This window comes from Ruegeria sp. CDSA021, from assembly GCF_059612325.1.
This window is the reverse complement of record NZ_JBXWQJ010000004.1, coordinates 1-25,358: the sequence shown is the minus strand read 5'-3', so window position 1 is coordinate 25,358 and position 25,358 is coordinate 1. Positions and strand designations below refer to the sequence as shown.

Genomic DNA, 25,358 nt, shown 5'->3' with positions numbered 1-25,358 from the left:
CGGTTAGTCTTGTCAAGACCCATCGAAAGGATGGCAGTCGGCAATTGGAGGAGAACACGCACCCGTGTCAGGTGATGGAACCATAGGCAAAGCATGTGATGTGCTGGATCATGTAGCGGCGTTTCAGCGCCCTGTGCGGTTTTCGGAGCTGCTGGACAGCAGTGCCTTTCCAAAGGCAACGCTCTACCGATTCCTTCAATCCCTGACGAATCAAGGAATGCTTTCGTACGACCCGGACCGGCAGACCTATGCCCCCGGGATGCGCCTTGTCCGACTTGCCCATGCCGCTTGGACACAAAGCTCTCTGGCCCCAATCGCGCGCCCGTTTCTGGACGCGCTGAGTCGGGAAACGGGTGAAACCGTGCATTTGGCACAGCTCGACTCAGGTCAGGTGCTGTATGTCGATAAACGCAACGCTGCGCAGCCCATTGAGATGTATTCACAAGCTGGCAAGGTTGGCCCCGCTTACTGCACCGGGGTCGGCAAGGCGATGATGGCGTATTTAGAGGAAGAGACGCTGAATAGAGTCATTTCTCAGCAAAGCTATCACCGCTTCACCGAAAGGACCCTGACCTCGGAACAGGCGCTGCGCGAAGATCTTGATCGGATACGCGGCCGGGGATTCGCTATCGATGATGAAGAGCACGAGCCCGGAATCATCTGTATCGCCTGCCCGGTTCTGACGTCGAACAGTCGAATGCTGGGTGCGATTTCCGTGACAGGTTCGACGGAACGGATGAACTTCATACAACTCGAAGCCTGGGTGCCGCGTGTCCGCCGCGTGGCCGAACAGATCGGGGCCGAGGCGCAGGCATGGCGCTTTCCCGAAACAGGCCCAAACCTTAGCGATGACAGGATGCAAGTGACATGACAGGAGTAACTCTGAACCAGGCAATCAAGCGGTACGGTCAGACGCAGGTCATTCACGGGATCGATCTGCAAATCGAGGATGGCGAATTCTGCGTCTTTGTTGGCCCCTCTGGATGTGGCAAATCCACTTTGCTGCGCATGATTGCAGGGCTTGAAGAGACCTCGGAAGGCGAGATCCACATTGGCGCGCGGGAAGTTACGCATGTGGACCCGGCAAAGCGTGGTGTTGCGATGGTTTTCCAGACCTATGCGCTTTACCCACACATGACGGTGGCCGAGAACATGGGATTCGGTCTGCGCATGAACGGCGTTGCAAAAGCCGATATTGATCAGAAAGTTCAGGAAGCATCGAACATCCTGAAGCTTGATCCCTATCTCAAACGCAAACCCAAGGCCTTGTCGGGTGGGCAACGGCAACGGGTTGCAATTGGCCGTGCTATCGTCCGCGGACCCGAGGTTTTTCTGTTCGACGAACCTTTGTCGAACCTGGACGCCGAATTGCGCGTCGAAATGCGGGTCGAGATCGCGCGTCTACATCAGGAAATCGGCGCGACGATGATCTATGTGACCCATGATCAGGTCGAAGCGATGACTATGGCCGACAAGATTGTCGTGCTTCGCGATGGCCGAATTGAACAAGTGGGGGCTCCGATGGATCTGTACCGCGACCCCGACAACCGTTTTGTTGCAGGTTTCATTGGTTCACCCGCAATGAACTTTTTGGATTGCGACTATGCCGACGGCCAAATCACTCATCCTGTGCTGGCGCAACCTCTGCCGGTCTCTGAAGAGGTTCCTGCCGGGCAGGGCAAGGTGACTTTGGGGATGCGCCCGGAGCACATCCAGATCGATCGCTCGGCGGATACTTGCACCGTGGACCTGACCGAGGCGCTAGGGGGTGTTTCCTATTCCTATCTGCTCACCCCAAATGGCGACAAGCTGATTGTTGAAGAACGGGATGACCAACGCAGCAAAACAGGCGAAAGGATTGGCATCTCGATCCAACCCGACCGCGCCATGGTGTTCGACCCTGAAACAGGGCAGAGATTTCGGTAACGGTTCAGCGTCTGACAGATTATTGGCGCTTGTTTTGCCCCCCCTAGAATAACTACCTAAAGTAGAAACACACTTGTTTTGAGGGTACTATGGGCATTCGCCTCGCCGCGTTGATCGTCGTTTGCACGGCACTTTTACTGTCGTTTAACACGCCTTCGAAAGCTGAAAGGGAATACGCCAGGCTGCGCGCGGCCTGTGGAATGGGCTGCGGATCAGAAATGGCTATCCCGGCTTGCACTGCGCTGCTTGATCTGAGTGACGAGCCGTTGGAGGCACGTCAGGATTACTACGCCAAACGGGCGCAGGCTTTGCATAGTCAGAGGCACTACCAGCAAGCCATCGAGGACGCAGATCGCGCGCTGTCCTTGAACCCTGAAGATGCAGTTACACTTGTCTGGCGCGGCTATTCCAAGAACGCGCTGGAGGACAAGGACGGTGCCCGGGCCGATTTGGAACGGGCACAAAAGATCAGCCCCAACAGCACATATGTTTTGTTCAACGTGGCAAAGAAGATGCGAACATGGGGTGAAGTTCCCCTTGCGTTGGAAGGCTATGAAAAAGTTCTGGAACTTGATCCGAGTTTTGGAGATGTCGGCACCCGGTACTTGACGTTGCTTTATGACACGATGCCACCCGAGGCGTTTGAACGTCATCTGGCACAAGCTGAAGCGAAATGGCCGAATCAACCATGGGCACTCGATGCGCGCGTCACATATGAACTGCGCTACGGTTATGATCTGGAAAAAGCCTTGAACGCGATCGAGAAAAGAATATCAATTGCGCCCAATCCATCAGCAGACTTGTTGCTTTTTGCCTTGATCCACATGAAAATCGGCGATGAGAAAAAGGGGGTTGAGTACGCCGAGGCCTATGCGAAAGCAGAGAACAAAATTCAGTGGAGAGACAAAGGTTCTGTCAGAAAAACGATTGATCTTTTACTTGGATACGTAATCCATGGGCAAGGTACTGAGTGGATAAGGCGAAGCCATACCTTCGCAGCTTTGGGTGCGGCAGATCTCGCCCGTGCGGAATACCTCACTTTCCTGGAAAAAGGTGGCCCCTACTCCCCAAAACTCCTTCTTGATATTATAGAGGGAGCCGGCGTGCCCGTTGACCCGCAAGCCCGTGCGGGATCGACGCCACATATCAACAAAGCGATTGATGACTATATCCACCACTTGGAACAGAAAGTGGGCTTTTCAAACCTTGGTCCACAATCCGGTTAATCCCTCCCACATGGAAGCAAAACCTCCTGCCCGTGGCAAAACGCGCGTCTAGATACGATTGATTCCCAGCCCAACGTGATTTAAGGGAAGCCCTGTCAAAACAGAGTCACCCAGGGGCGGTATCGTAATCACGCCCCTGCTGCGCCGCGCAAATGTGGCCTTAACTCTTGGAACGCACGCCCCGAAAGGCTTAAAAAAAGGTAAAAGAATATGGTAGATAAATCGAACTTCGACATATTGTATACCATTGTAGACGAAGCGCCCGAGCTGGCCAGCGCCTCGTTCCTGCCCATCATCCGCAAGTTCGCATCTGCCGCGGGCGTCAACGTTGGCACCAAGGATATTTCATTGGCCGGGCGCATTTTGGCAACCTTCCCCGAGAAGCTGACAGATGCGCAGCGCATCACCGATGATCTGGCCGCATTGGGTGAGCTGGTGAAAACTCCGGACGCCAATGTTATCAAGCTGCCCAATATCTCAGCCTCGGTCCCGCAGCTGGTTGCGGCGATCGAAGAGCTTCAGGCGCAGGGCTATGATATTCCTGCGTACCCGGAAGAACCCGCCACAGACGAAGAACAAGCAGTCCGGGCGCGGTATGACGCGCTCAAGGGTTCGGCTGTGAACCCGGTTCTGCGCGAGGGCAACAGCGATCGCCGCGCGGCCCGAGCCGTAAAGAACTATGCTCAGAAGAACCCCCATTCGATGGGTGAATGGGCTTCGGACGGCAAAACCAAAGTGTCGTCCATGGCCAGCAACGACTTTTATGCCAACGAGAAGTCCGCGACCATTACCGCTGCTCAGGCAGGTAACGCAAAGATCGAGTTTGTCGGTAAAGACGGGAGCGTAACCGTCTTGAAGGACGCTTGGCCACTGGAAGAAGGCACCGTGGCTGATGCGACCTTTATGTCGGTCAAAGCTTTATCTTCTTTCCTGGCCGACGCCATTGAGGACACCAAGAAAGACGGCACCATGTTCTCGTTGCACATGAAGGCAACGATGATGAAGGTCAGCGACCCGATCATCTTCGGCTATGCCGTCAAAGCATGGCTGGCCCCAGTATTCGAGAAGTTCGGTTCCGAACTGGACGCACTGGGTGTGAACCCGAACTCGGGACTGGGCGACCTGTTGGACCGTGTGAAAGACAACGCGGATATCATGGCTGCCATCGATGCGATCAAAGGTGATCGTCCTTCGATGTACATGGTCGACTCGGATCGTGGCATTACCAACCTGCACGTCCCCTCAGACGTGATCATCGACGCTTCGATGCCCGCCGTGATCCGCGCAGGTGGCAAGGGTTGGGATGAGACAGGCGCCAAGGGTGACACCAATTGTGTGATCCCTGACCGCTGCTATGCCCCGGTATATGACGAAACCATCAAATTCTTCAAAGCCAACGGCGCGCTTGACCCAGCCACCGCTGGCGCTGTCGCTAACGTGGGCCTGATGGCGCAGAAGGCCGAAGAATACGGTTCGCACCCTACCACCTTCCAAGCCCCTGCTGATGGTACGATCCGTATCGTTCTTGCGAATGGGGAAACACTGCACAGCCACGACGTCGAGGCCGGTGATATCTGGCGGTCTTGCACCGTCAAGAAAGCACCTATCGAGAACTGGATCCAACTGGCCATGGACCGTCAGCGCCTGACCGGGTCCGAGGCGATCTTCTGGCTGGATGCAAACCGCGCCCATGATGTGGAACTGATCAAATACGTCAAACCGGCACTTGAGGCCGCGGGCGTTGCCGACAAGTTCCTGATCATGGCTCCGCGCGAAGCAACCCGTCAGTCGCTGGAGACCATCACTGCAGGCAATGACTCGATTGCGATCACCGGCAACGTGCTGCGGGATTATCTGACCGACCTGTTCCCGATCCTCGAACTGGGCACTTCGGCCAAGATGCTGTCGATTGTCAAACTGATGAATGGCGGCGGTCTGTTTGAAACCGGGGCAGGGGGTTCGGCACCGAAACATGTGCAGCAGTTGGTTGAGGAAAACCACCTGCGTTGGGACTCGATGGGTGAGTTCTGCGCACTTGGGGAATCTCTGAACTTCCTGGCTGACGGCAAAGGCAACGCGAAAGCCGGCGTTCTTGGCGCTGCGGCCGAAGCAGCAACTCAGGGCATTCTGGATAACAACCGTTCGCCCAGCCGCAAAGTGGGTCTGCCCGACAACCGCGACAGCCATTACTGGTTCGCGCGCTACTGGGCCGAAGCGCTTGCGGCACAATCTGATGATGCTGATCTGGCAGCTGAGTTTGCTCCGCTGGCTAAAGAGCTGGCCGACAAGGAAGAACAAATCCTGTCAGAGCTTGCTGCGGCTCAGGGTGCTGCTGCGGATCTGGGTGGGTACTACCACACCGATCCCGCAAAAACGGCTGCTGTAATGCGCCCAAGTGCAACGTTGAACTCGATCATCGGATAATCGTCAACGGGACATCGGGTCACTTTGCACCCGCTGGAAATCTGGAAGGGACCGACGCATTGCGCGGTCCCTTTTTTGTCGCGTATGTGTTGGTTGACGGCGCGTTGGTTCCAAAAGGGATCGTTGCGGCTAATTGCAAATTCATTCAAGCAAACTAAGAAACCTGTCTCAACATTTTTCCATTTTTTCTGAGCTTAAAGAGAAATTTCTCAAACCTACGGGATTCCCCCAATAGCGGTTAAATGCAAGCCAAGGTAATCCTGTGGTAACACGGAATTTCACTGGTGAGGCCCTCGGGCTATATCACTCACTCAGAAAATGACCAGCATTTGGGGTGCTGGTCATTTGCTTTTTTGAGATCGCCAATTCTGATGGTAGCCCCATGTTATGGCGCACAACGCACGCCTACCTCGACGGCGACGGAACATCGCCAGCTTTCATCCGCGGGGATTGAAAATCTCAGTCGTTCAGCCGAACCGGCGTCTTTCGGCCTTCACGGCGGATGACATAGTTCGGCCAACACCAGAAGCCGCCACACCTTCATATCGCAAGTAAGACAGGCGGCGCGCTTCTCTTCGCGCTAGGGCAAGAGATTGCAGGATGAGCGCGCATACAATCGACAACATCGTGGCAACGAATCCAGACACAGCGACGACCAAAGACGGGATTCGTTCAACAAGCCCGGTTTCCAGGAACTCGCGGAAAACGGACACAAAGACGAAGAGGGAAGGCAAGAAGACCAATAAAGCCAAAGACAAGAAAAACGGAACGGGTTTTTCGTCTTTGATCAGCAGGCCGATCATCTTGAGAATACGCCAACCATCAGAGAAGGTGGCCAATTTGGAGTTTGACTCCGGCAATCGTGAAAAGTACCGGGTCTTGACCTCACCAATCGGCATACGCATCTGCATTGCGTGGACCGTGAGCTCGGTTTCAATCTCAAATCCGTTCGAAACCGCAGGGAAACTTTTGACAAAACGTTTGCTGAAAACGCGATAGCCCGAGAGCAGATCGTCGATTTTGCTCTTAAAGAAAAACTTCACTAGGCCGCTGAACAATGCGTTTCCGAATTTGTGGCCTCTCCGATACGCTTCGATCTCGTCATTCACACGCGCACCGTTAACCATATCCAGATTCCGTGACACGAGAAGGTTGATCAACTCTGGTGCTGCTGAACTGTCATAGGTCGCATCCCCGTCGGCCATAACGTAGACGTCGGCATCCACATCGGCAAACATCCTGCGCACCACATTGCCTTTGCCTTGATAGGGTTCGGAAAAGACCAAGGCGCCCGCTTCTTCAGCTATTCGGACAGACTCATCCGAGGAATTATTGTCGAAGACGTAAATGACCGCGTCCGGCAGGGCCGCCCGGAATTGCTTGACGGTTTCGCCGATGGCAACCGCCTCGTTATAACAGGGCAATATAACAGCGATGTCCAAGCCCGGCCTATTGACCGGAGTCGCCGACCTTTTCCTGAGATCCAATGCACCTTCTATCATGCGTGGCTCATGCTGTTTAAGTCCCACCAAGGGAAAGATGATTGCGCTTCGGATTCAGAGTGAAGCGCGTATTCGACCGTTATGAAGCAGATAAACGGCAAAATTTTGTCATTCTGAGAGAACTGTTGCTTCAGCAAACAAAAAAAGGGCCGGTTCAAGCACCGGCCCCAGAGTTTCAGCTGAACCGAGGGATCAGTTCGAAGCTGCCATCAGTTTCTCGTTATGCTCGCGCAGCGTGTCGGAAACGACCGCATACCATTCACCGGATTCGCGCATTTCGTTCAGGCCCTTGTTCAACATCGCCAGATATTGTTTGCCAAACGGATTGCTGCGATGGCTGATAAAGCGCAGCGAAGACAGCGAAGTCACGAATGGGTTTTCGACCAGGTCGTTCTGGTTCAGACCCATTTCAACCATAGTGTCCGAGAACAGCTGAACCTCGAAGGTTGCAACATCCGCAGTGCCTGTCAGTACTGCATCGAGACATTCCCGCGCGGTGATCGGTTGCATCAGTGTTATGGATTCACCATTGTGCAAACCTTCTTGTTCCAGATCATGAATGAACCATCCATCCATACGGCAGATCGTGGCGCCTTTCAGCTCTTCAAAGGTTGTTGCGCCAGCAAAGTCGCTTTCGGGGATGGTGTAGAAACCGACCACGATGTCATAGACTGGTACGGACGAGTCGAACTGAGTGCAGCGCACTTCGGTTTCCCACGACCATTCATAAGTGCGATTGGTGCAGTCCGGCATGTTCCATGCCATGGAAACGTCGAAGGCACCAAGCGGCAGAAGGGTTTCAAGGTGCGAGTTCCAGTCATCCACAAAGCTGACAGAATAATCACGCGCGTTTCCGCCACGCTGCAACGCTGTGGTGCCCAAGCGTGTAATCGCACCGCCACCGTTCAGCGATTCATCCGCAAAAGGGGCCCAGCCGTTGCCGGTTACCAGCTTGATTGGCGGCTGGTAAACGCTCGAACGCTTGACGCTGGCCGCGCGCTGTTCTTCAGCCGCGATGATTTCCTGTGCGGTCTGACCATTCGGCAGGCTTCCGTCTTCACAAGGCAGGGCCAGAACCAAACCCGGTTCAAGAGCGTTGGGGTTCGTAATTTCGTTCCGGTTCGCGTTGAAGATCGGCTGATAGTTCGATGTTCCATAAGCCGCGATGGCAATGGTCGCCATTGTGTCACCGTCTTGTACGGTATAGTTGGTACAAGCTTCCTGTGCCGCCGCGGCACCCGCGCTCAGAGCGGTAATAGCGGTTGCTGAAAGCGCTACCTTCTTCATCTTCTCGTTAAACATGTCCACTTCCTCCAGACTTTAGTTTGTCAGGCCAGATCGGGGCCTTATCCATTTTCCATTTGATGACGCAGGGCAGTTGACACGATGTCGCGCCATTCGCCCGATTGCTGCATGATTGCCAGACCCTGATTCAGCGTCTCAAGGATCGCTTCCCCGTCAGGATTATCTTTGTGGGTCATGACGTTAAGCGACTTGATGGCCGCCAGGTTGGGGTTTTCGATAATCCGATGTTGATATCCGAGCCGATCGATGGCTTCGGCCGCCAGATGCGCTTCGATTGCTACGATATCGACAGTGCCCTCCATTAGGGCGTGGAAGCAATCATCCGGCGAAGTCGGGCGTAGCAGTTTGATAACCGGCTCGTATAGGTTCACCACGTCCAAATGAGACAGTGACCAGCCTTCCGGGCGGCAGATCGTCGTTCCGGCAAAGTCGGCATAGGTCAATGTCTGCTCGTATCCTGATCCCTCACGAGCAAAGAACGTGTCCACGACCTCATAGAATGGGTTTGAGAAGTTGTAGGTTTCGCACCGGTTACGGTCGCTTTCCGACAGGGCCGCGGCTTCCTCGCAATTGGGGCGCGACCAGGGGAAAGTGCCGTCAAAGGCCAGTGTCGGCATCAACAAGTCCAGATGCGATGACCAGTCGTTCACGAACTGAATTTTGTAGGCTTGCTCTGGTGCGGCGCGAAACATGGCTGTCTCAACCAGATGCGTATACAGACCCCGGTTCGGCAGCGATTCATCGGTAAACGGAGCGTAGTTACTGCCAGTGATCAGCAGCAACTGACGATCACGAATTTCGGGGCGTTCTCCCGTTCCGGCGTTCCGGATCAAAGCTGCGGCTTCCGACCGGGCAGCCTCAATTTCTTCCTTCGCTGCAACCCGTGCTGCAACAACGGCCTCTTCACTCGCCTTCTTTGCTTCGGCCTCCGCAGCCGCAACGCGGGCTTCGGCTTCGGCAACGGCCTTTTCCGCACGTTCCTCGGCGGCCTTCACCAGCTCTGCCGCCATTTCAGCTGCCAGCCGTTCTGCTTCGGTATCGGCTAGCACCGGAGCACGTCCGACATCTTCGAGACAGGGCAGTTCCAGAACATCGCCGACACGAATGATGTTGGGGTTAGAGCCGATGACATCGCGGTTCGCATCGAAAATAATGCGAAAATCTTCGGTCGCATAAACTTCGATTGCCAACTCCCGCAGGCTATCGCCGCGTTGAATTTCATAGCTTGAACACGCCTCTTGCGCCGAAGCAGCTCCGGTGGCCGCTGCGAGGGCAAGGCTGGATATGATAAGATTTTTTCTCATGGGTCCTGTTGCTTAGCCTGTTTAATTTCTTGTGAGTTTCGCGACGGCGATGGATAGGTTGTCCTGATCCGGATCGCCTTTGGCCAGGACCGCCGCAAGCAAAGCTTCGGCTATGTCCTGAGCAAGAGCCTGCCCGTGTTCCTTCAGAACTGACTGAATTTCGTTGTCGCCAAGATACTGCAATCCGTCACTGGCAAGGATCAGGATGTCAGACGGCGACACCAGCAACGGCTCTTCCGGGCAATCCACCTTGGGGATGCCACCACCAATGATGACCGAGGTCAGCTGGTTTCGGTCCATATGCTTGGCTTCAGCTTCGGTGATCTCTCCGGCAGCCAGTTTTTCGTCGATCACGGGCGCCATCGAGTGATCTTCGTTTACCTGAGACAACGTCCCATCGCGGAACAGGTAAAGGGGGCTGTCTCCGATCGATATCCAGTAAACGCGATGCCCCAGCAGCAGGATGCCCAAAAGGGTCGCGCCCATATTGAAGCTCTCGCCCTGTTCCTCGTTATGAGCGGCGATCGCGGCATTGGCCTGCATCGCGGCCAGGGGTAGCGCATCGATCGCGGATCTCTCATTCAGGGTCTCGGCCTCAAGCTCGACGTCAAGCGCGTCACGCCAGGCTGCGACCACCATTTCTGACGCGACCTCACCTGCGTCATGACCACCCATTCCGTCCGCGATAACGACGTAACCCGCAGCGGACGCATCAAACATGCGTGCAGCAATGGCGTCTTCCTGCGTCTCTCGCTGACCCTGGTTCAGGATCAACGCAACATCATATGCCGGGGTCGCCAGCATCTATTAAGAATCCCGCCAATCAAAACCTTCGTCGCAGAAGGCCATGAACCGAAGAGAGGATTCGCTGATACGGATCAGGTCACCGTTTGAAAGGGCAACAGTGCTGAGCACGGGTTTGCCGTTGAGGCGCACAAGGTTGGCCTTGCCGCCATGACCCAGATAACATTTGCGATCTTCAGGGTCGTAGGCAATGACAGCATGGTTCGAACGTGAAATGCCGGTGTCGCCGAAATCCAGCTGAATAGCTTGGTCATCGTTGCGACCGATCTGCATCAGACCTTCGGTCAGTGTGACGCTAGCACCCCGTCCGGGACCAGCAGTGACAACCAGCCAGCCAACGGGGAAAGTCTTTTGCGCGGTTTCCGTTTTTGCCACGGGGGCTGCGGTTTCGATCAGGTCTTGAACATGTGTATCGGCCCGCTCGAAACCCAGGAAGGTTGTCTTAACGCGTGAGCGACGATCTTCTGCCGGAGCAGGGGCAGGTTGGGCAGCCTCAGCAACAGGCTCAACGATCTCTTCAACTAGTTCGGGTTCTTGAACCTGCAGGTCTTCCACCTCGGCTTCTACCGCTGGCTCGGCTGCCGTGTCTTGCATCTCGGCAACTTCAGGTTCGACCTGTTCCGTGGCTTCTTCTACCGGGGCCGAGACAGGTTCGTCAGCCACGTGCAGGGTGATAACCTGTTCGTCCTCAATCGGATCAGCCGTGTTTTCAACTGCCGAGTCCAGTGCCGGCGCGTCGACTTCGTCGGTGGGCGCTTCGGCAAAGATGGACTCTTCAACGGGCTCTTCCGCCTCAGTGACCTCAGCCTCATCGAACTCTGGCATTTTCTCTTCCGGGATCAGTTCATCCGTTTCTTCATACGGTTCGGATGTCGTGTTCCCTCCGGCCAATGCAGCGCGCAGCGCGTTGAAGTCCGCGATCGGCTCTTGCTTTTGTTCTTCAGACGCGGCGTTTTCTGTCGCCTCCGCCTTTTCAGGCGTATCTTCTTCTTTGGTCTTGCCGGCACCTTCGAGAAGCCGGCTCAGAGGGCTTTTGTATTTAAACATGGTGTCGACACCTTCAATTTGGCGGCACGAACAACTTGTGCCGAGGGGCTGCTACTTATCCCCGCGCTCACGGCACAGAGACACTCGATGAATACTCAAGGAAACTGGTACATTCTGCGGCGGGCCGGTTCCCGCCGGGGTGGCAGAATTGGGTGCCACCCTCAGCAAACACACACTGGCAGATCACAACGAACCGGTCAGATTACTCCTGTGCAAGCGGCATGGTTCCGTTCGTTTCGACCCCATTTCGCAGGACGGTCAGCTGGGCGACCGCACGGCCTTCTGAGACAAGCTCGACCAGCATTGCGTCAAGACTGTCTGAACCGTCCAGATTTGCTCCCGTCTGGCTTTCACTCAGTAGGATATCGCCTTGTTGCAAGCTGCCCGCGTAATCTCCCGAAACGGACGTGACTTCTGTCTGCCAACTTTCGTTACCCGAACTGCTCACTGAGAAGGAATAGCCGTTCTCCAACCCCACGGACCGCATCACCGGAAGGGCAAGCAGACCATTCTGAGCCCGGGTCTGTCCAAGCGGACGATAGCGGGCCGCCACTCGGGTATAGCCGTCGGGATCAATGCTCAGAGTGTCAAGAACTTGCGCAGCGAAGGATACATCTTGGCGCACAGGTTTGCCGTTGAGGGTAAAGATTACAGCTCCACGCTGTACCCATTCGCCAACCACACTCATATCCTGATTGGAGTCTATCCCGGTGATTGCAATTGTCGGACCCGTCGAACCGCGACGTTGAGACGTCTGGAAGGGAATTTCCACATCCCAGTGGGCAAAGGACACCTGTTGGGCCGCAGGAACTGCGGAGTCTGCGACCACCGTGGGTTCCGCTTCGGTTTCTGGTGCTTCTGCCGTCTGCGCCACAACCGCCGACGTTTCTTCTGTTGTGGGTGTTGTTTCCACGGCAACGGGCTCTACACCGTCTTCTTGTGCCTGCTCGACAGGCTCTGCCGGCGCTGGGGCAGGATCCGAGACCACTACGGCCTCAGGCGCTTCAGTGGCGGAAGCCTCCTCCGCAACGGGTGCTTCCGTTTCGGCAGTTTGAACATCCACCACGGATTGCTCAACCGGGGTCTCGGCCTTTTCTTCTGGCTTGTCCCCTGACATGACGAAAAACCCACCTGCCGCCAAGGCAACTGCGACGACGACCGCTCCGGCGATCAATTTACCGCTTCCACCTGAGCCGCTTTGAACAACGGTATCGACAGCAACAGGAGCCTCTTCCTTTGCCGCAATCTTAGCGAGTTCTTCTTTCTTCTTCTGTTCGTCGTTTCCAACAACGATATCTGCATTGCCAGCCAGAAGGGCCGTCACAACCGCTTCGGCATTTTCGCTTTCAGCTTTGATGCGTGCTTTTTCTTGTTCCTTGTCCTTGCGGTCCATACCGACGATCACCGAAACCGGACGATAGGCGAAGGTGTCGAACATCACACCCGGGCCACGGAACATGCGCAACCAGTCCAGCGCTGTCTGCAAACGGTCCGTGGCGTGAACCTCCATCGCCTTGTCAATCGCTTCAAGGAAACCTTCGGGGTATCCCTCGAAACGTCCCGTCAGTGGGGCATAGGGATCGTCCTGCCCGTTATTGAAGGCGTTCAAACGGCTCTGCCCGTCTACGGGGCGTTCGCCACTGATGGCGTGGTAAAGAGTTGCTGCCAGAACATAGAGATCGCTGCTCGGTCCTTGTTCCGCGCCCCGGACATAAAACTCGTGCGGAGAGTAACCATCTTTGATGACACGCAGGGTTAGCAGAGCCGCAGATTTGTTGGCCGCCTGTTCACGCGCTGCGCCAAAGTCGATCAGGACCGGATCACCGTTCTCATCGATCAGAATATTGTCCGGTGAAATGTCCCGGTGCAACATGCCGCTTTGGTGAATGAATGAAACCGCCGACAACATCTTTTCCGTGACCTGCACGATAAAGTCAGGGCCCGTGTCGTTTTCAGGGTTTTCAACGTAATCGAGCAGATCGCAACCACGGATCAGATCCATCGCGATATAGGCGGTGTCGTTGTCTTCAAACACCTGATGCACGTCGACGATGTTGGGGTGCACAAGGCGTGCGTGATTGCGGGCTTCCTGAATGAACAGATCAATGATAGCCCGCAGATCTTCCTTGTAGGACGGGTCATTGGGCTCGACCAAATCACCGTTTCGGCGACACAAGGCACCGGGGAAACACTCCTTGATCACCACGTCGCGCTCCAGGCTGTCGCGCGCCAGGTAGGTAATTCCGAATCCACCGTTGCTTAGGAAGCGAAGGATTTCATACTGCCCGCGCAACAATTTCGCGCCAGGTTGCAATCCTTCAATTTTTGGTTCGTCGTGCGTCGCACCGACAGCCTGGTTGTGGCTCATTTCAATCCGCCCGTTTTACTCGTTTTTTGCGGCTTAAATAAACAGGGCCGACAGCCCACGAACTCACAACCAAAACAACCGCAGGACACTTGAGAACGGTTAGACGGTTCAAATTTGACTTTATTGGGGCCGCCTCGTGGCTTCACTATGGACCGTTTTTTCGATTTTGGCTTATATTGCGCTTTGCGGTTGTGATGATACTATATATTGATCGACAAGACGGTATCAGTGAAAACGTACACCCCAAAATCCAGTGGTTGGTCTACGAATTCGAAACAATAAAGGGCCGATTCCTCGGCCCTTCGAATCGCTGAGTCGCGCTCAATCTTAACGAGAAATTATTAAGTGCCGGTTTTGGATTGCGCTGCGGCAACTGTGCTGCCGGCCCAGGCAAGGTTGTCACCCAGCTGCGCAAGAATGCTGATCGCGTCATTCAAAGGCGCATCACCACTTTCAAATTGCAGCAGCAACAACAGGTCCGTTGCCTTCTCGAATTCCGCCGGAATCCAATCTGCGTCGGGGTCGATCTCCCCCCCTTGTTCCAGCCTTTCAGCGAAGTCTTCCACGATCTCCTGGCAGCTATGCAAAAATGCTGCGGGTTCGATGTTGGACGACTCACGAAGGTCTTCATAAATGCTGGCAATTGCGGCCAGCCAATCTTCGAGGATGGGATTGTTCAATGGCGGCAGGGCCGAGCCCAGAGTCGCGTGCATCGCAGGTGTATCAGAAACGGCCGGTTCAGGTTCGGGACCCTCAAGCTCTTCGAGGTACGGCAGGAACTCCTGCTGCAAATCCTTTCGAGCGGCATCCAGATCACTGCGCCTCCGATTGGACGCTGCATCCAGAACTTGTTCGGCAAGGTTCTGTCCGCCGCATGTCTCCCACAGAGCAAAGTCAGGTTCCGGCTCCTGAGCCATCGCTTTGACCGCTACCGGGGTACCAATCGGCACAATCTCACGGAACATCCCATCTTTTTCCTTGTTGAGACGTGCCAGAACACGGTCCAGTGACCCTTGTACCGGCGGCAGGTCGGCATGAGTAACAGCCAACAGACTGTTCGCGCGAAGTTCAGGCGGCACCTTCGACCACAAGTGGCGCTCAGTCTCGCGCCATGCATTTGTACCGTTTGTGCACCAGATGGCGCAGTCGACAAACTTCAGCAGATCCAGAGTTTTTTTATACGTATCGTCCAAGGCACCCGACCCAGGAAGATCAAACAGCGAGATTTCCTTGAGGGCAGGCGTGTTGATCCCCACCGAGATGAAATCCGGATCATCCGCCGCCGCTTTTTCAAGCGCGATCCCGGAATAGGTCTTGGGTTCCTTGTTCCACCAGCCCACGGTCGTCTCAGGCACATCGGCATAAGCCACGATCACAAGCGGCAGTTTCAGATGCTGTGGGCCTGTGGGCAGAATATCTGCACCGGCCAGCATATTTGCCAGGCTCGACTTGCCCGCGCCAAATTCCCCGGCAAACCCGATATTGACCGCGTTGGACAGCCGCTCGGCATGGGCCAGCGCCCGTGCGCGCATGTCCTCCAACTTTGCATCCGATGACAGTTTTTCAGTCGCGGTCAGAAAACGCTCCAGCTGGCGCACTTCCTGTTCGGTTCCGGGAAATTCAATCATTCCGCAGCCTCTGCTAGTCGTTCGTCCACACTGCCTGTTCCAAAGACACTTTCAAGATCCATAGCAATGCGGCGCGCCCGGTCGAATGCAGTTTGTGCTTCGGCATGAGCATTCAATTCACCCGCGCCAGAGCGATGTTCGAAATGGCCCGACAACAGAGCCACGTAGTGATCCAAAACTGTATTCAGCCGTTCCAGTAAGTTGTCGCGTGTCGTGTCGATCAGGTCGTCGCCGATCAGCTCGAACTCTTGCACGATCATCCGTTCTGCCTGCGTCACAACGCTGTTGCGCGAGATCAGGCGCGATAGCCAGTTTACACGCAACTCGACCGTAATTCCACGGGTGAGCGCAGTGGTATCGGGTCGGAACCAACGAACAGCGCTGGTGTTCATGCGACTATCGACCGGTTCTTGCCAACCCGGCAATGCACGCAAAGCCGCATTGCATTGCATATCGATGGTATAGAGCTCGCTCAGCATACGCTGGCGCACCACTTGCGACGCGCCTTGCATTAGTTCCCGCATGTGTTCCCGCAGGGGGGTAAAGTTCAGTTCGGTCGCACCCCCTTTGGCCAGAAGAGGCGATTGACCATTCGGTCCACGTACTACGGCCGAGACGGATTCAGCGACTGTATCATCCATTACCCCGCGCAGATTGGACAGGACATCATCCATGTCCCGGGTAATGTCTTGTGTCTTATCGGCAATCAGTTTGCGCAACTCACCAAGGGTCTTGTCACTGTCATCTGCGCTACGTGCGTCGGAATTGTTTTCATCTTGCAGCGCCCGCAGATGAACCTGGGACCGCTCAAGCTCGCCTCGCGCGAAACTGTCAAGATGCTGCCACGCCATCCGAAGGTGTTCGTCAATAGGCCCGTCCGTCAGAGCTTTGGTAACATGACGGCGCAAATCCGGTAGTCCCGAAGCGATCATTGCAGCAAAGCGCAACACGGCCTCACGGCTGATCGGCCCGGGGCCTTGTTTGATCTCGGCAACGCCGTTCAGGTATTGCTGCATCTGTTCCGGGTGCGCTCGCAGCCACGCCAGGACATGGTCATGGTTCACGCCGGTTTCGTCGCCGGTCAGCGCATAATGAGCCCATTGAGCGCTGCCCATCAGAACGTCGATGTCCGAATTACCGAGCGCCTTCTCCAGACCGTCCAAAACATCCAGACGCACTTTGGTCGCGTCTTCGGGCCCGCCACCCAGTTCATCGACACGGTTGATGAAAACAACGATCTGACCAAGCTCAAGCGCCTGCATCAGGCGGAACAGTTTGAGATCCGCGCGTGACAACGCCTGATGCGCGGACAGAACCACCACGAAGAAATCGGATTCCTTGAGGTATTGGCGCGAAATCTCTTCGCGGATCAACAGCGGATCGTTGACCCCCGGCGTGTCCGTGACGGTTAATGGGAACGGGAAATGTCCGATGTCGAAATAGACTTCAGCCTTGCGGGTGATGTCGCTGTAAAGCCCACGATCACTGCCCGGATCGACACCGCCATCTTCGGCAGGATCATCTCCGGCGCATACATAGCGCGCCAGATCGTCCGAGTTGAGTTGATCAAGATCGTGGTGTTGTCCCAGCAGCTGTTCATAGCTGTCGCCCAGACGCAGGCGTGCCCGGGTCTTCATGGCCTCGACCTGTTCTTCGATCATCTCGCGCTTATAGCTGTCCTCGTCATCGGGGAACATGTTGCGCAGTTCTTCACCTTCGGCGATCAGGGATTGCCACTGGTGATTGTCGAAGAAATGAAATTCAGCCCCATCGGTCCGACCAGAGGGATGCCCGAAATGCATGTCGGTGATCACGGTGGTCCACGGGTTAACGTCTGACGGCAGGTATTCAGCCTGCCCGGTGAACCCGTTGATCAAACGTGATTTTCCTGCCTTGATCTGCCCTACAAATGCGATTGACGGCTTTAGGTTTCCCAGATCTCCGATGATGCGCGAAATGAAATGCTGCGTTTCGTCATTGCTGGTTTCATTCATGTCTTCTGCGATGCGTATAAGCTCGCGACGATGTGTATCACTCATTACTCACTACCTTGGTCACACTAAAACGGATTGAATTAATCGAAAATTTGAATGCTATGGAGGCAATCATTCAGCTACCCCCTGTAAAGAGGTCCACAGATTGACGACCGCCCCCAGCTTGCGCGCATCGTGGACAGCAACCGCTATTTGATCGCTGTCGCTCAGCACCGCCATTCCCGCGCCTTTTCCGCCGGATGGTCGCATGACAATGAGATGGGGGCTGTCAAACTCGTCCTGACTATCGTTCTCCCAACCTGCAAGATCAGCCACGAAACGTGCCAAAACCTCCTGATCGGGATGCATGTCTTGGGAAGGTTGGCAGGAACCCTCGCAAGCCAAAGCGGCGTTGCTTGTCCCGTCGATCAACATACGGCCTATAGCGAAACGGCCCGCATGATCAAAGAACTTCTGGGCCAAGTTGGCTGTGCGATCTTCAACCATGGACGGTTCATCATCTTCCGGCGCGTCGATGTCTGGCACGACCGAAACAATCGGTTCACCGGATATATCTATGGCAGCACACGCGTTTTCGATTTCGCTGAACGTCAAACCCACATCGTCGGCCTCAAGAGCTGAATCCGGCTTACCCGACATCAGCTCAAGCGGGGCAGGGGCGTTTGCGATGTCTGACACCAGCTGAGCCAACTTTTCAACCAGTGCGTCACGCGTTTCGGTTTCGAAATCCGGCGTCGGCCCATCGGGCACTTGAAAGACGTTCGTGACCCGCGAGCTGTTCACTTCAAGTGCCAGACACGCCCCATTGGCGGCTGTAAACTCTAACCGACGTGGCAGGACCGTACCGCGAATGGCGCGCAGGATTGCCGCGCGCCGGGACACAGCAGAGTCCCCCGTGATCATCACAGCTGGCGACAACCGTGCCACCGAAGACCGCCCGATATCTTCGAGCATGCCCAGAATGTCAGTGTCCATCATACCGTGACCCCCTCTGGTCCCGTTCAGACTGCGGCCGCAACCGGCCCCAGGCTGAGATGTGATTTTGTCAGCGCCAACCCCACATTTGCGCTGTTGCGGCAGATATAGCAGACCACATGATCAGGATATTCCTTGGTCCGCAAAAAAATGTTCAGGCGATCTTTCGAGAACACAGCGATTTCCCCAAACCCTGTATTCTCCGCATCGTCGCGTCCTGTCTGACGCATTAGCGCTTCAAACGCGGCAACCCCGCGCCCTTGAAAAAGATTGGCCACAGCGATTGCCAATATGTCCAAAGACTCCGCGCATTCCGGATCCGAGACGCAACTCCCCAGAAGCATCCCTGTTTCCATATCGACATACCCGGCTGCAACGCAGTCGGGTATCTTTTCGATTGCCGTGCTCAATGCCTCCTGAATTGACATCTAACTATTTGTTATCCCTATATGTTTGGCCATCTTCCCGATTCGACGATCTCTACAACACATGCCATTCCGCCGCACTACTTTCTTTTGCTTTTGGAATGGATTGCAGTACTTCCTTCGTCTGCTTCGCGCTGTGTTCGATTGCGATCTGATCAAACTCAGCCAAAAATGCCTTGAACACGTTTTTTAAGCCATCTGCATCTTCAGGCAAGTCTTCACTACTTGCTACTTCCCGCCACATTGCGGCTGCGCTCAAAGGGGATCCAACGGCAACTTCCGGCAGATCTCCCAGCGCCGCGACATTTGAATCGACTGCCTCCACCCGATCTGACAGAGCCGCTTCGATCAAACCACTGTTCTCGGGCTCCGGTTCATAGTCTTCAGCAGTGATGTTGGGCTGAGCCGCCATCAAAGCTGCGATAGAGGATACCGAAACCTCGATGCCGCGATCTTCGCGCTCGTCGATCTCTTCGGCCTTATCGCCCGAGACATCTGTGTCGACCGGGACGTCTCGCAAAGTGCTGTGAAGCGAAGTCAGAACATCATCGGTATTGTCAATCTCGTCAGCTTGCGCCTCGATCACCTCTACTTCAGCCACCTCTTCTGACAGATCATCAATCTCGTCATCAAGATCCGCTTCGTCTGACAGTTCGAACTCGTCGATTGCATCCTCAAGGCCGGCCACATTGGTCAGCTCCAAAGGATCATTCGACGTGTCCCTGAAGAAGGCGCGCAAATCATCGCTTGTATCCGGCTCTTCGGGCAGGGGATCCGGATCCGAGACCATTTCGGTCCGCATACGTTCGGCTTCTTCTGCGTCGATCCGCACGCGTTCGGCCTCATCCGAGCGCCGCTCCACCCGCGCAGGCCGAACAGGAAAGCTGGTGACAACCGCGGTGTCGTTCTGCGCGGGCTGAGCGTCTGTTTCCAACGGGTTAACCAACCGCAAAGGCGCGGCTTCGACCTGCGCGTCACTGTCCGATGAGCGTGCAGGGCGCATGGGCTGCACTTTCGGGGCATCTGACTGGCTTTTGTCAATCTGATACCGGGCCAGTTGATCGGCACGATTGTCCATGATCTGTTCTGTGATCTCCAGGAAACTGTCGATCATCTTGCCACCACCGCTGCGCGACCACATCTCTGCGTCGCCGGTCTTGTCACGCGCGACAATTGCATCCCGAGCGGAAAACAGAATAGACCGATTGAACAGATGCCCGGCCTCGCGGTTCACGCGGCGCAGAACCTTTTGACGGTCCTTGAGATTCAAAGCATCCGCGCGGGTGACCAATAGCAGCGAATTGTGCTGCAAACGTTCAGGCAGGGATACCCATGTTGCACGCTCTGTCTCGCGCCAGGCTTGGGTCGCGTGGGTACACCACAAAACGCCATTCGCCTGACCCACGGCCCGCTGCCAGACATCCGTCGAGATTTTTGGATCCGAGATTCCGGGCGTGTCGATCAGATCCACCGCCTCAAGGATATCGGCCTCAAGGAATACGCGGATAAACTGCGCGTCATTGACACCAACAGATTCTAGATCGTCCAATTCTATAGTTTCGACAGAGCCATCATGACGCTTGATATAGGGTGCACGATCACCCCAGCTGAACCAGACCGGAGGCAGTTGTGTTGCAGTGACCTGCGTCGGCAAGGTCTGCGTTCGCAACAGAAAATTCATCAACGTAGACTTACCGGCGCTGAATTCGCCCATCAGAGCGAAAACCGGTTTACGGCGGGACCACTGCTCGATACGTTCCCAAGCCTTCGGTGAAACAAAGCGTGATTGTGTATCTTTTGCCATTTTTCTACTTATGCCGCTTCGTTGCTTAGATCTTTTAGGATGTCACCCAGAATCTCGTCTTTGGATTTCTGGGGCTGTAAATCCGCCATCGCCGCCGCAGTCTGACCTGCTTTCTTATCAGCCGTCGACGAGATGCTCAGCAAGGTTTCTTTCTGCTCGCGCATGAAATCCGTCAGGATCGCGCGGACATTTTCCAACACTGCTGCGACTTGGTTTTCTTCGATGTCCTTGGTGATCGAATTTGCCTCAGACGCGATCAAACGCGTGTAATCCGCAGCGTATGCTTCAAAGCCCTTGCGCTTTTGCCACCATCGCCGCCACCAGGTGCTTTGCAAGTCCAGAGCAATCGTCCGGCCAATGCCAAGTGGTGGAGGCACGCGAGGCACGATGGGCGCTTCTATGCTGAACTCACCCAGATGGTTGCCGAGTATCTTATGATATAGCGCCTCAACATCAGCAGCAGCTGTGTTATAAAGAGCCCCGGCGTCTTTCCGCATAGCGCGGGCAAAGCTGAAATAGGCGGCCTTTTGCAGGGTACGCAGACCCGCCGGGTCATACTGCCAGGTGCCTTGTTCGCCATTCTTCTCAAGATGCGCGATCAAAGAGTCTGTTGCGCGTTTGACAAAGCTGGCCTCGGCCGAGTTCAGACGTTCCAACACCTTGTCGCGCAACGCATTTGTCAATTCGGCAGCTTTCTTATCGTATTCCGCCGACATCGTGTTGATGGCCTCTTCGGGCGACACGCCGTCTAGGTCCCGAGCGACGCCTTCGCCGTCGGACAGGTTCTTGGCGACCGCTGTCGCGCGGATTTGGCTGGCGATGTTTCGGGCCCGGTGGCGCACACGGTCCATCAATCGAGACCCGGCCCCTTCGGCAATACGTTCGTTGATGGCCAAAAGCAGATCGGGCAGGCCGGACAGTGCCCAGATTTTGTCCAGTGAGGCCGCCTGATCCCCAAACCCGGCCGCCAGGTAGAAGGTATTCAGGGCTTCACGCGACTCTTCGGTCAGAATATCCGGATTGCCGGTCAGGGCTGCTTCGGCCCAGATAGCACTGCCAAAGACGACGCTGGTGTTGGTATCGATATTGTTCTGTTTCAGCGTGTCCTGAATGCGGTCGCGGATTTCCGGCACCTGATTGACCGGATCCGAGAGTTCGTCGATGCGGTTGACGAACAGGACAATCTGACGGTTCTCGAACTGCGCGATTATACGCATCAGGGCCATATCCATCGTGGTCAGCGCCTGACTTGCCGCCAGAACCACGACACAGACCTCAGAACCGCGCAAACTGCGCAGCGTGATCTGTTCACGCACCATGAATGTATCGTTAACGCCGGGTGTATCGCAAAGCTTGAGAGCGATCGGATATTGCGGGATATCCATATACAGCTCAGCCGACTTGGTGACATCAGCAAAGCGACCGGTTTTCGGGTCGATATCCGGATCGTCTTCGTCGCCCAGGCACACATATCGTTTGATCAGTTCTTCATCGAAGTGATCGTATTGATGGCTTTGGCCGAGGATCAGGTCAAAATGCTTGCCAAGGCGTTCTTCGGATTTGGCTTTCATCTCACCGATCTGACGGCGGATGTCGTCCATTTCATCATCTGCGCCAGCCCGGTTCGCCAGTTCCCCCAGACGACCGCCGCCGACCATCAGATTGTCCCATTCTTCCTGCTCAAAGAATGTGAACTTGGCTTTAGTATCGCCTGGCGGGCGTGTGTTGATGTTCAGGGTCGTGACCACAGACGTCCATGGGTTGACATCCGACGGCAGCAGGGCAGGGCGCCCGGCCAGTATGTTCACAATCGATGATTTGCCTGCCTTGACCTGACCCACCATCGTGATGCTGGCGGTGAAGTTTTCCATCCGCGTCTTGAGGGTGGCCAGCCGTGCCGAGGAGCGCGCATCAGCCACCTCAGTCAAGTGATCGATCTGCGTCGTCAGTGAAGAAATGGCAGAGGTCATCGGGGCCAATGCTTCGTTGCCGACAGACAAAAGGTGATCGTTGCGCGCCATGCTTAACCTCCGGTTCCCGTAGCAGCAATCTGGGGTTCGTGTGACACGCGCCCAGACGGGATGCTTGTCAGAGTGTCGATACGTGCGATCAGATCCAGGGCGTTACCCAAGATCTCGGCCTCGGCACACGGAGAAATGGTTTCGTAGGCTTTGGAATCCGCCAGCACTTCAATCGAGCTGAAGCGGTCGCCGTTTTCAAGTCGCGCAACACGGCGCCCGGTCGGGAAACCTTCGGATTTTACGGCAGGTAAAGGCATACGTGCATTGGCCAGCAGATAGTGTTCTCCGGAATGCGTGTGCAGAGAAATACCAAAGCCGGTATTCGGATGATCTCGGTTCAGGGTCTTGAGCTCGCCAAGAAAGCTCTCGCGAGCAAAGAAGACAGCTTCTTGCTCGGCGGCAACGGTAGGGTTCATATCGGTCACAGCAGAAAACCTTGTACTGGAGTTGAGCAGAAAACTCGTACCGGTGCCAAAGTGGCGAAAAAGACTCATTAACTCCTATCAAACAAGAAGACCCTTCAAGGCGGTCTTATTTTGACGTGAATAAGATTTTTTGGCGGTTGAAATGTGGCGGCTTCATGGCGGCCCACCCATAAGAATGTCTCAACCCATACGAGTACCGTCGCTGGAAACATCACAGCTTGTGGGCACAGAAAGTTCACAACAGCCGTTCAGTGCCATTTCCTTGGGAGCGGCGCGTATGGCCGGGAAAAGCTATAAAATGCATATTGTTATAGGGATACTTAGTGACGAACCGCGAGCGGCAACGTCAGAAACTGGACCTTAAGTCAAAGGTCTCATTTTTGTCGCCCAGTCGCTTCACCAATATTCATTTTTGACTAAATAAGAGGCCATCACTCAACGTAAACGCGTCTTTCGAACTATCCCTGTCGATTTTCGCACAGGGCCCGTTCTCAGCAAAAAAGAAGAAAACATGTCAATCGATCGGATTCCCATGGTCGTGCAAGAACAGGGCGAGGGACCACCATTGCAGCCATATGCGAACACCGCGGCCCACTGCAGGTTTTCTCACGGTATCAGTGCCTTTTGGCGGCTCAAATTCAAAGATTCCTACACTCAAAATCTGAGCAACAAAACTTCCTCAAATGCTCAATTTACCTCTCGCACTCGGACAGAAGCTTTGTTATGAGCGCATCATTCCGGCGCCGAGGCGCATGGTTGCGGGTGTGGCGAAATTGGTAGACGCACCAGATTTAGGTTCTGGCGCCGCAAGGCGTGGGGGTTCAAGTCCCTCCACCCGCACCACTTCATTCAACAGAAATCTACCGATGTATATCTAGAACAACGTCTAGTGCGTTGTTTTTAAAAGCTTTGTTGCCGCCTCCCTGTTGCTGGGTATATTGTGTCGCTGATTTTCGTAGTGTTTTTTCGGCAATTCGAAAGCACCACAGTAATGAATAGTGAGGAAGTGCCGAAATGCCGGTGAATATCAGTAATGCCCTGTTAAAGCGCCATGCCGCGAACCCTCCAGAGAAGATCAAAGACCTCCGTGATTCCGATGTGACCGGATATGTGGTCCGGGTCCAGCCAAGCGGAAGCATCTCCCACTATTGTCAGTTCAAGCGCGGAAAGCGGGTCAAGCTTGGTAGCTGGCCGGTAGTATCGATGTCCGAGGCCAGGGCAACGGCCAGAGCAGCGCTCAGCCGGTATCAGTTGGAAGGTGTGGTGCCGGTCAAAAAACAGATTCCGACGTTGAGAGAATTTGTGGCAACCACCTATGCGAGTTGGTGTGAAAACAATCTAAAATGCCCAAAGTCCCAGGTGAACCGGATAAAAACCAACTTCGGTCACCTTAAGAACAAGCCGTTGGACGAAATCAGTCGTTCTGACATAGACGCCGTTCGACAGAAGATGCTTGGCCGAGGCGTCACGCCGGTATCCGTGAATCGAACGGTGAATTCCATTTCGTCGGTTTTGACCCGCGCGCTGGAACTTGACTTGATTGAGCGCCATCCGTTACGCGGTTTTAAACCACTTCCCACCATTAAAGGTGGCAAGCAGCGTATCTTGTCGGATGCCGAGCGTAGCCGCTTTTTGGACGTGGTGAACAACTACGATGCCACTTTATACACCCGACCCTTGGTCCTTACCCTTTATTACTGTGGCCTCCGTTTGGGCGAATGCGCCAGTCTTGAGTGGCGGGATTTAGACTTTGAGAACCGGATGCTGACTATCCGTGGCGAGAACAATAAGACTTCCACAGAAAGAGAAGTGCCAATCTCAAACGAGCTTTTGTCGGCACTCAGGGATTGGCAGATGGTAAGCGGTCGCCGGGACGGATACGTGTTTCCGTCACCCACGGGCCGAAAATTGGTGGATATCCGTGTGGCCTGGAAATCAATCTGCCGCAAAGCCGATTTAACCAACCTCACGATCCGGAATCTACGAAGCATTTTTGTTAGTCGGCTCGTCAGAGCAAACGTACATCCATACGTGGCGGCGAAGATCGCGGGTCACAGCCAAGCAACAGCTGCTAGGCTCAGGACTCATAGCCAATAGATGACGAGTGCGGCGAGTGCGATGGCTGACAGGAAGACTTTCGGGCATCTATCGTAGCGGGTTGCCACACGTCGCCAGTCCTT

At 55.0% G+C, this 25,358-nt stretch carries 18 protein-coding genes, 1 tRNA gene and 1 pseudogene; 6 read left to right on the top strand and 14 right to left on the bottom strand.

Annotation, left to right across the window (positions count from 1 at the left end; all coding sequences use genetic code 11):
• Positions 1 to 64: 64 nt before the first annotated feature.
• From AC2FLD_RS06445 to AC2FLD_RS06430, 4 genes are all read left to right on the top strand, one after another.
• The gene (locus AC2FLD_RS06445; RefSeq protein ID WP_496668015.1) at positions 65 to 871 is read left to right on the top strand and encodes an IclR family transcriptional regulator; all 807 of its coding nucleotides are present in this window, start codon (positions 65 to 67) and stop codon (positions 869 to 871) included.
• A complete protein-coding gene (locus AC2FLD_RS06440; protein WP_496668014.1) occupies positions 868 to 1,926 on the top strand; it encodes an ABC transporter ATP-binding protein in 1,059 nt (352 codons plus the stop codon). The genes AC2FLD_RS06445 and AC2FLD_RS06440 overlap by 4 nt, the downstream gene beginning before the upstream one ends.
• Positions 1,927 to 2,015: 89 nt before the next feature.
• On the top strand, positions 2,016 to 3,152 hold the full coding sequence (locus AC2FLD_RS06435; RefSeq protein ID WP_496668013.1) for a tetratricopeptide repeat protein: 1,137 nt from the start codon (positions 2,016 to 2,018) through the stop codon (positions 3,150 to 3,152).
• A 210-nt stretch (positions 3,153 to 3,362) separates the two neighbouring features.
• Positions 3,363 to 5,576, top strand: a complete 2,214-nt coding sequence (locus AC2FLD_RS06430; protein ID WP_496668012.1) for an NADP-dependent isocitrate dehydrogenase — start codon at positions 3,363 to 3,365, stop codon at positions 5,574 to 5,576.
• A gap of 467 nt (positions 5,577 to 6,043) precedes the next feature.
• On the opposite strand, the gene AC2FLD_RS06425 is transcribed toward AC2FLD_RS06430, so the two are convergent.
• The 13 genes from AC2FLD_RS06425 to AC2FLD_RS06365 all read right to left on the bottom strand — a co-directional run bounded on the left by AC2FLD_RS06425 (position 6,044) and on the right by AC2FLD_RS06365 (position 23,247).
• The gene (locus AC2FLD_RS06425; protein WP_496668011.1) at positions 6,044 to 7,018 is read right to left on the bottom strand and encodes a glycosyltransferase family 2 protein; all 975 of its coding nucleotides are present in this window, start codon (positions 7,016 to 7,018) and stop codon (positions 6,044 to 6,046) included.
• A 252-nt stretch (positions 7,019 to 7,270) separates the two neighbouring features.
• Positions 7,271 to 8,380, bottom strand: a complete 1,110-nt coding sequence (locus AC2FLD_RS06420; RefSeq protein ID WP_050603905.1) for a LysM peptidoglycan-binding domain-containing protein — start codon at positions 8,378 to 8,380, stop codon at positions 7,271 to 7,273.
• Between the two features lie 44 nt (positions 8,381 to 8,424).
• Entirely contained in the window at positions 8,425 to 9,687 is a 1,263-nt protein-coding gene (locus AC2FLD_RS06415; RefSeq protein ID WP_496668010.1) for a type 2 periplasmic-binding domain-containing protein, read from the bottom strand.
• A 21-nt stretch (positions 9,688 to 9,708) separates the two neighbouring features.
• Positions 9,709 to 10,491: a PP2C family protein-serine/threonine phosphatase gene (locus AC2FLD_RS06410; protein ID WP_496668009.1), complete on the bottom strand. Its 783-nt coding sequence runs from the start codon at positions 10,489 to 10,491 to the stop codon at positions 9,709 to 9,711.
• Between the two features lie 3 nt (positions 10,492 to 10,494).
• Complete coding sequence (locus AC2FLD_RS06405) at positions 10,495 to 11,538, bottom strand: FHA domain-containing protein (RefSeq protein WP_496668008.1); 1,044 nt, start codon at positions 11,536 to 11,538, stop codon at positions 10,495 to 10,497.
• A gap of 202 nt (positions 11,539 to 11,740) precedes the next feature.
• Positions 11,741 to 13,906 carry a serine/threonine protein kinase gene (locus AC2FLD_RS06400; protein ID WP_496668007.1) on the bottom strand — a complete coding sequence of 722 codons (2,166 nt, stop codon included), beginning with the start codon at positions 13,904 to 13,906 and terminating at the stop codon, positions 11,741 to 11,743.
• 341 nt (positions 13,907 to 14,247) lie between these two features.
• Positions 14,248 to 15,534, bottom strand: a complete 1,287-nt coding sequence (locus AC2FLD_RS06395) for a dynamin family protein (protein ID WP_496668006.1) — start codon at positions 15,532 to 15,534, stop codon at positions 14,248 to 14,250.
• Positions 15,531 to 17,573 carry a dynamin family protein gene (locus tag AC2FLD_RS06390; RefSeq protein WP_496668005.1) on the bottom strand — a complete coding sequence of 681 codons (2,043 nt, stop codon included), beginning with the start codon at positions 17,571 to 17,573 and terminating at the stop codon, positions 15,531 to 15,533. The genes AC2FLD_RS06395 and AC2FLD_RS06390 overlap by 4 nt, the downstream gene beginning before the upstream one ends.
• 66 nt (positions 17,574 to 17,639) lie before the next feature.
• Complete coding sequence (locus AC2FLD_RS06385; RefSeq protein WP_496668004.1) at positions 17,640 to 18,506, bottom strand: hypothetical protein; 867 nt, start codon at positions 18,504 to 18,506, stop codon at positions 17,640 to 17,642.
• Positions 18,507 to 18,529: 23 nt separating this feature from the next.
• Positions 18,530 to 18,913, bottom strand: a complete 384-nt coding sequence (locus AC2FLD_RS06380; protein ID WP_253276850.1) for a hypothetical protein — start codon at positions 18,911 to 18,913, stop codon at positions 18,530 to 18,532.
• Positions 18,914 to 18,983: 70 nt separating this feature from the next.
• Positions 18,984 to 20,732: a dynamin family protein gene (locus AC2FLD_RS06375; protein ID WP_496668003.1), complete on the bottom strand. Its 1,749-nt coding sequence runs from the start codon at positions 20,730 to 20,732 to the stop codon at positions 18,984 to 18,986.
• 8 nt (positions 20,733 to 20,740) lie between these two features.
• Positions 20,741 to 22,753, bottom strand: a complete 2,013-nt coding sequence (locus AC2FLD_RS06370) for a dynamin family protein (protein WP_496668002.1) — start codon at positions 22,751 to 22,753, stop codon at positions 20,741 to 20,743.
• Between the two features lie 2 nt (positions 22,754 to 22,755).
• Positions 22,756 to 23,247, bottom strand: a complete 492-nt coding sequence (locus AC2FLD_RS06365) for a hypothetical protein (RefSeq protein ID WP_253276851.1) — start codon at positions 23,245 to 23,247, stop codon at positions 22,756 to 22,758.
• A gap of 689 nt (positions 23,248 to 23,936) precedes the next feature.
• On the opposite strand from AC2FLD_RS06365, the gene AC2FLD_RS06360 reads away from it, so the two are divergent.
• Together AC2FLD_RS06360 and AC2FLD_RS06355 are read left to right on the top strand one after the other, a co-directional pair.
• Positions 23,937 to 24,021: transfer RNA gene (locus tag AC2FLD_RS06360), tRNA-Leu, on the top strand.
• A 171-nt stretch (positions 24,022 to 24,192) separates the two neighbouring features.
• Positions 24,193 to 25,275 carry a tyrosine-type recombinase/integrase gene (locus AC2FLD_RS06355; protein ID WP_496668001.1) on the top strand — a complete coding sequence of 361 codons (1,083 nt, stop codon included), beginning with the start codon at positions 24,193 to 24,195 and terminating at the stop codon, positions 25,273 to 25,275.
• On the opposite strand, the pseudogene AC2FLD_RS06350 reads toward AC2FLD_RS06355, so the two are convergent.
• Positions 25,263 to 25,358, bottom strand: a pseudogene (locus AC2FLD_RS06350) (IS5/IS1182 family transposase); the annotation flags it as partial. The gene AC2FLD_RS06355 and the pseudogene AC2FLD_RS06350 overlap by 13 nt on opposite strands.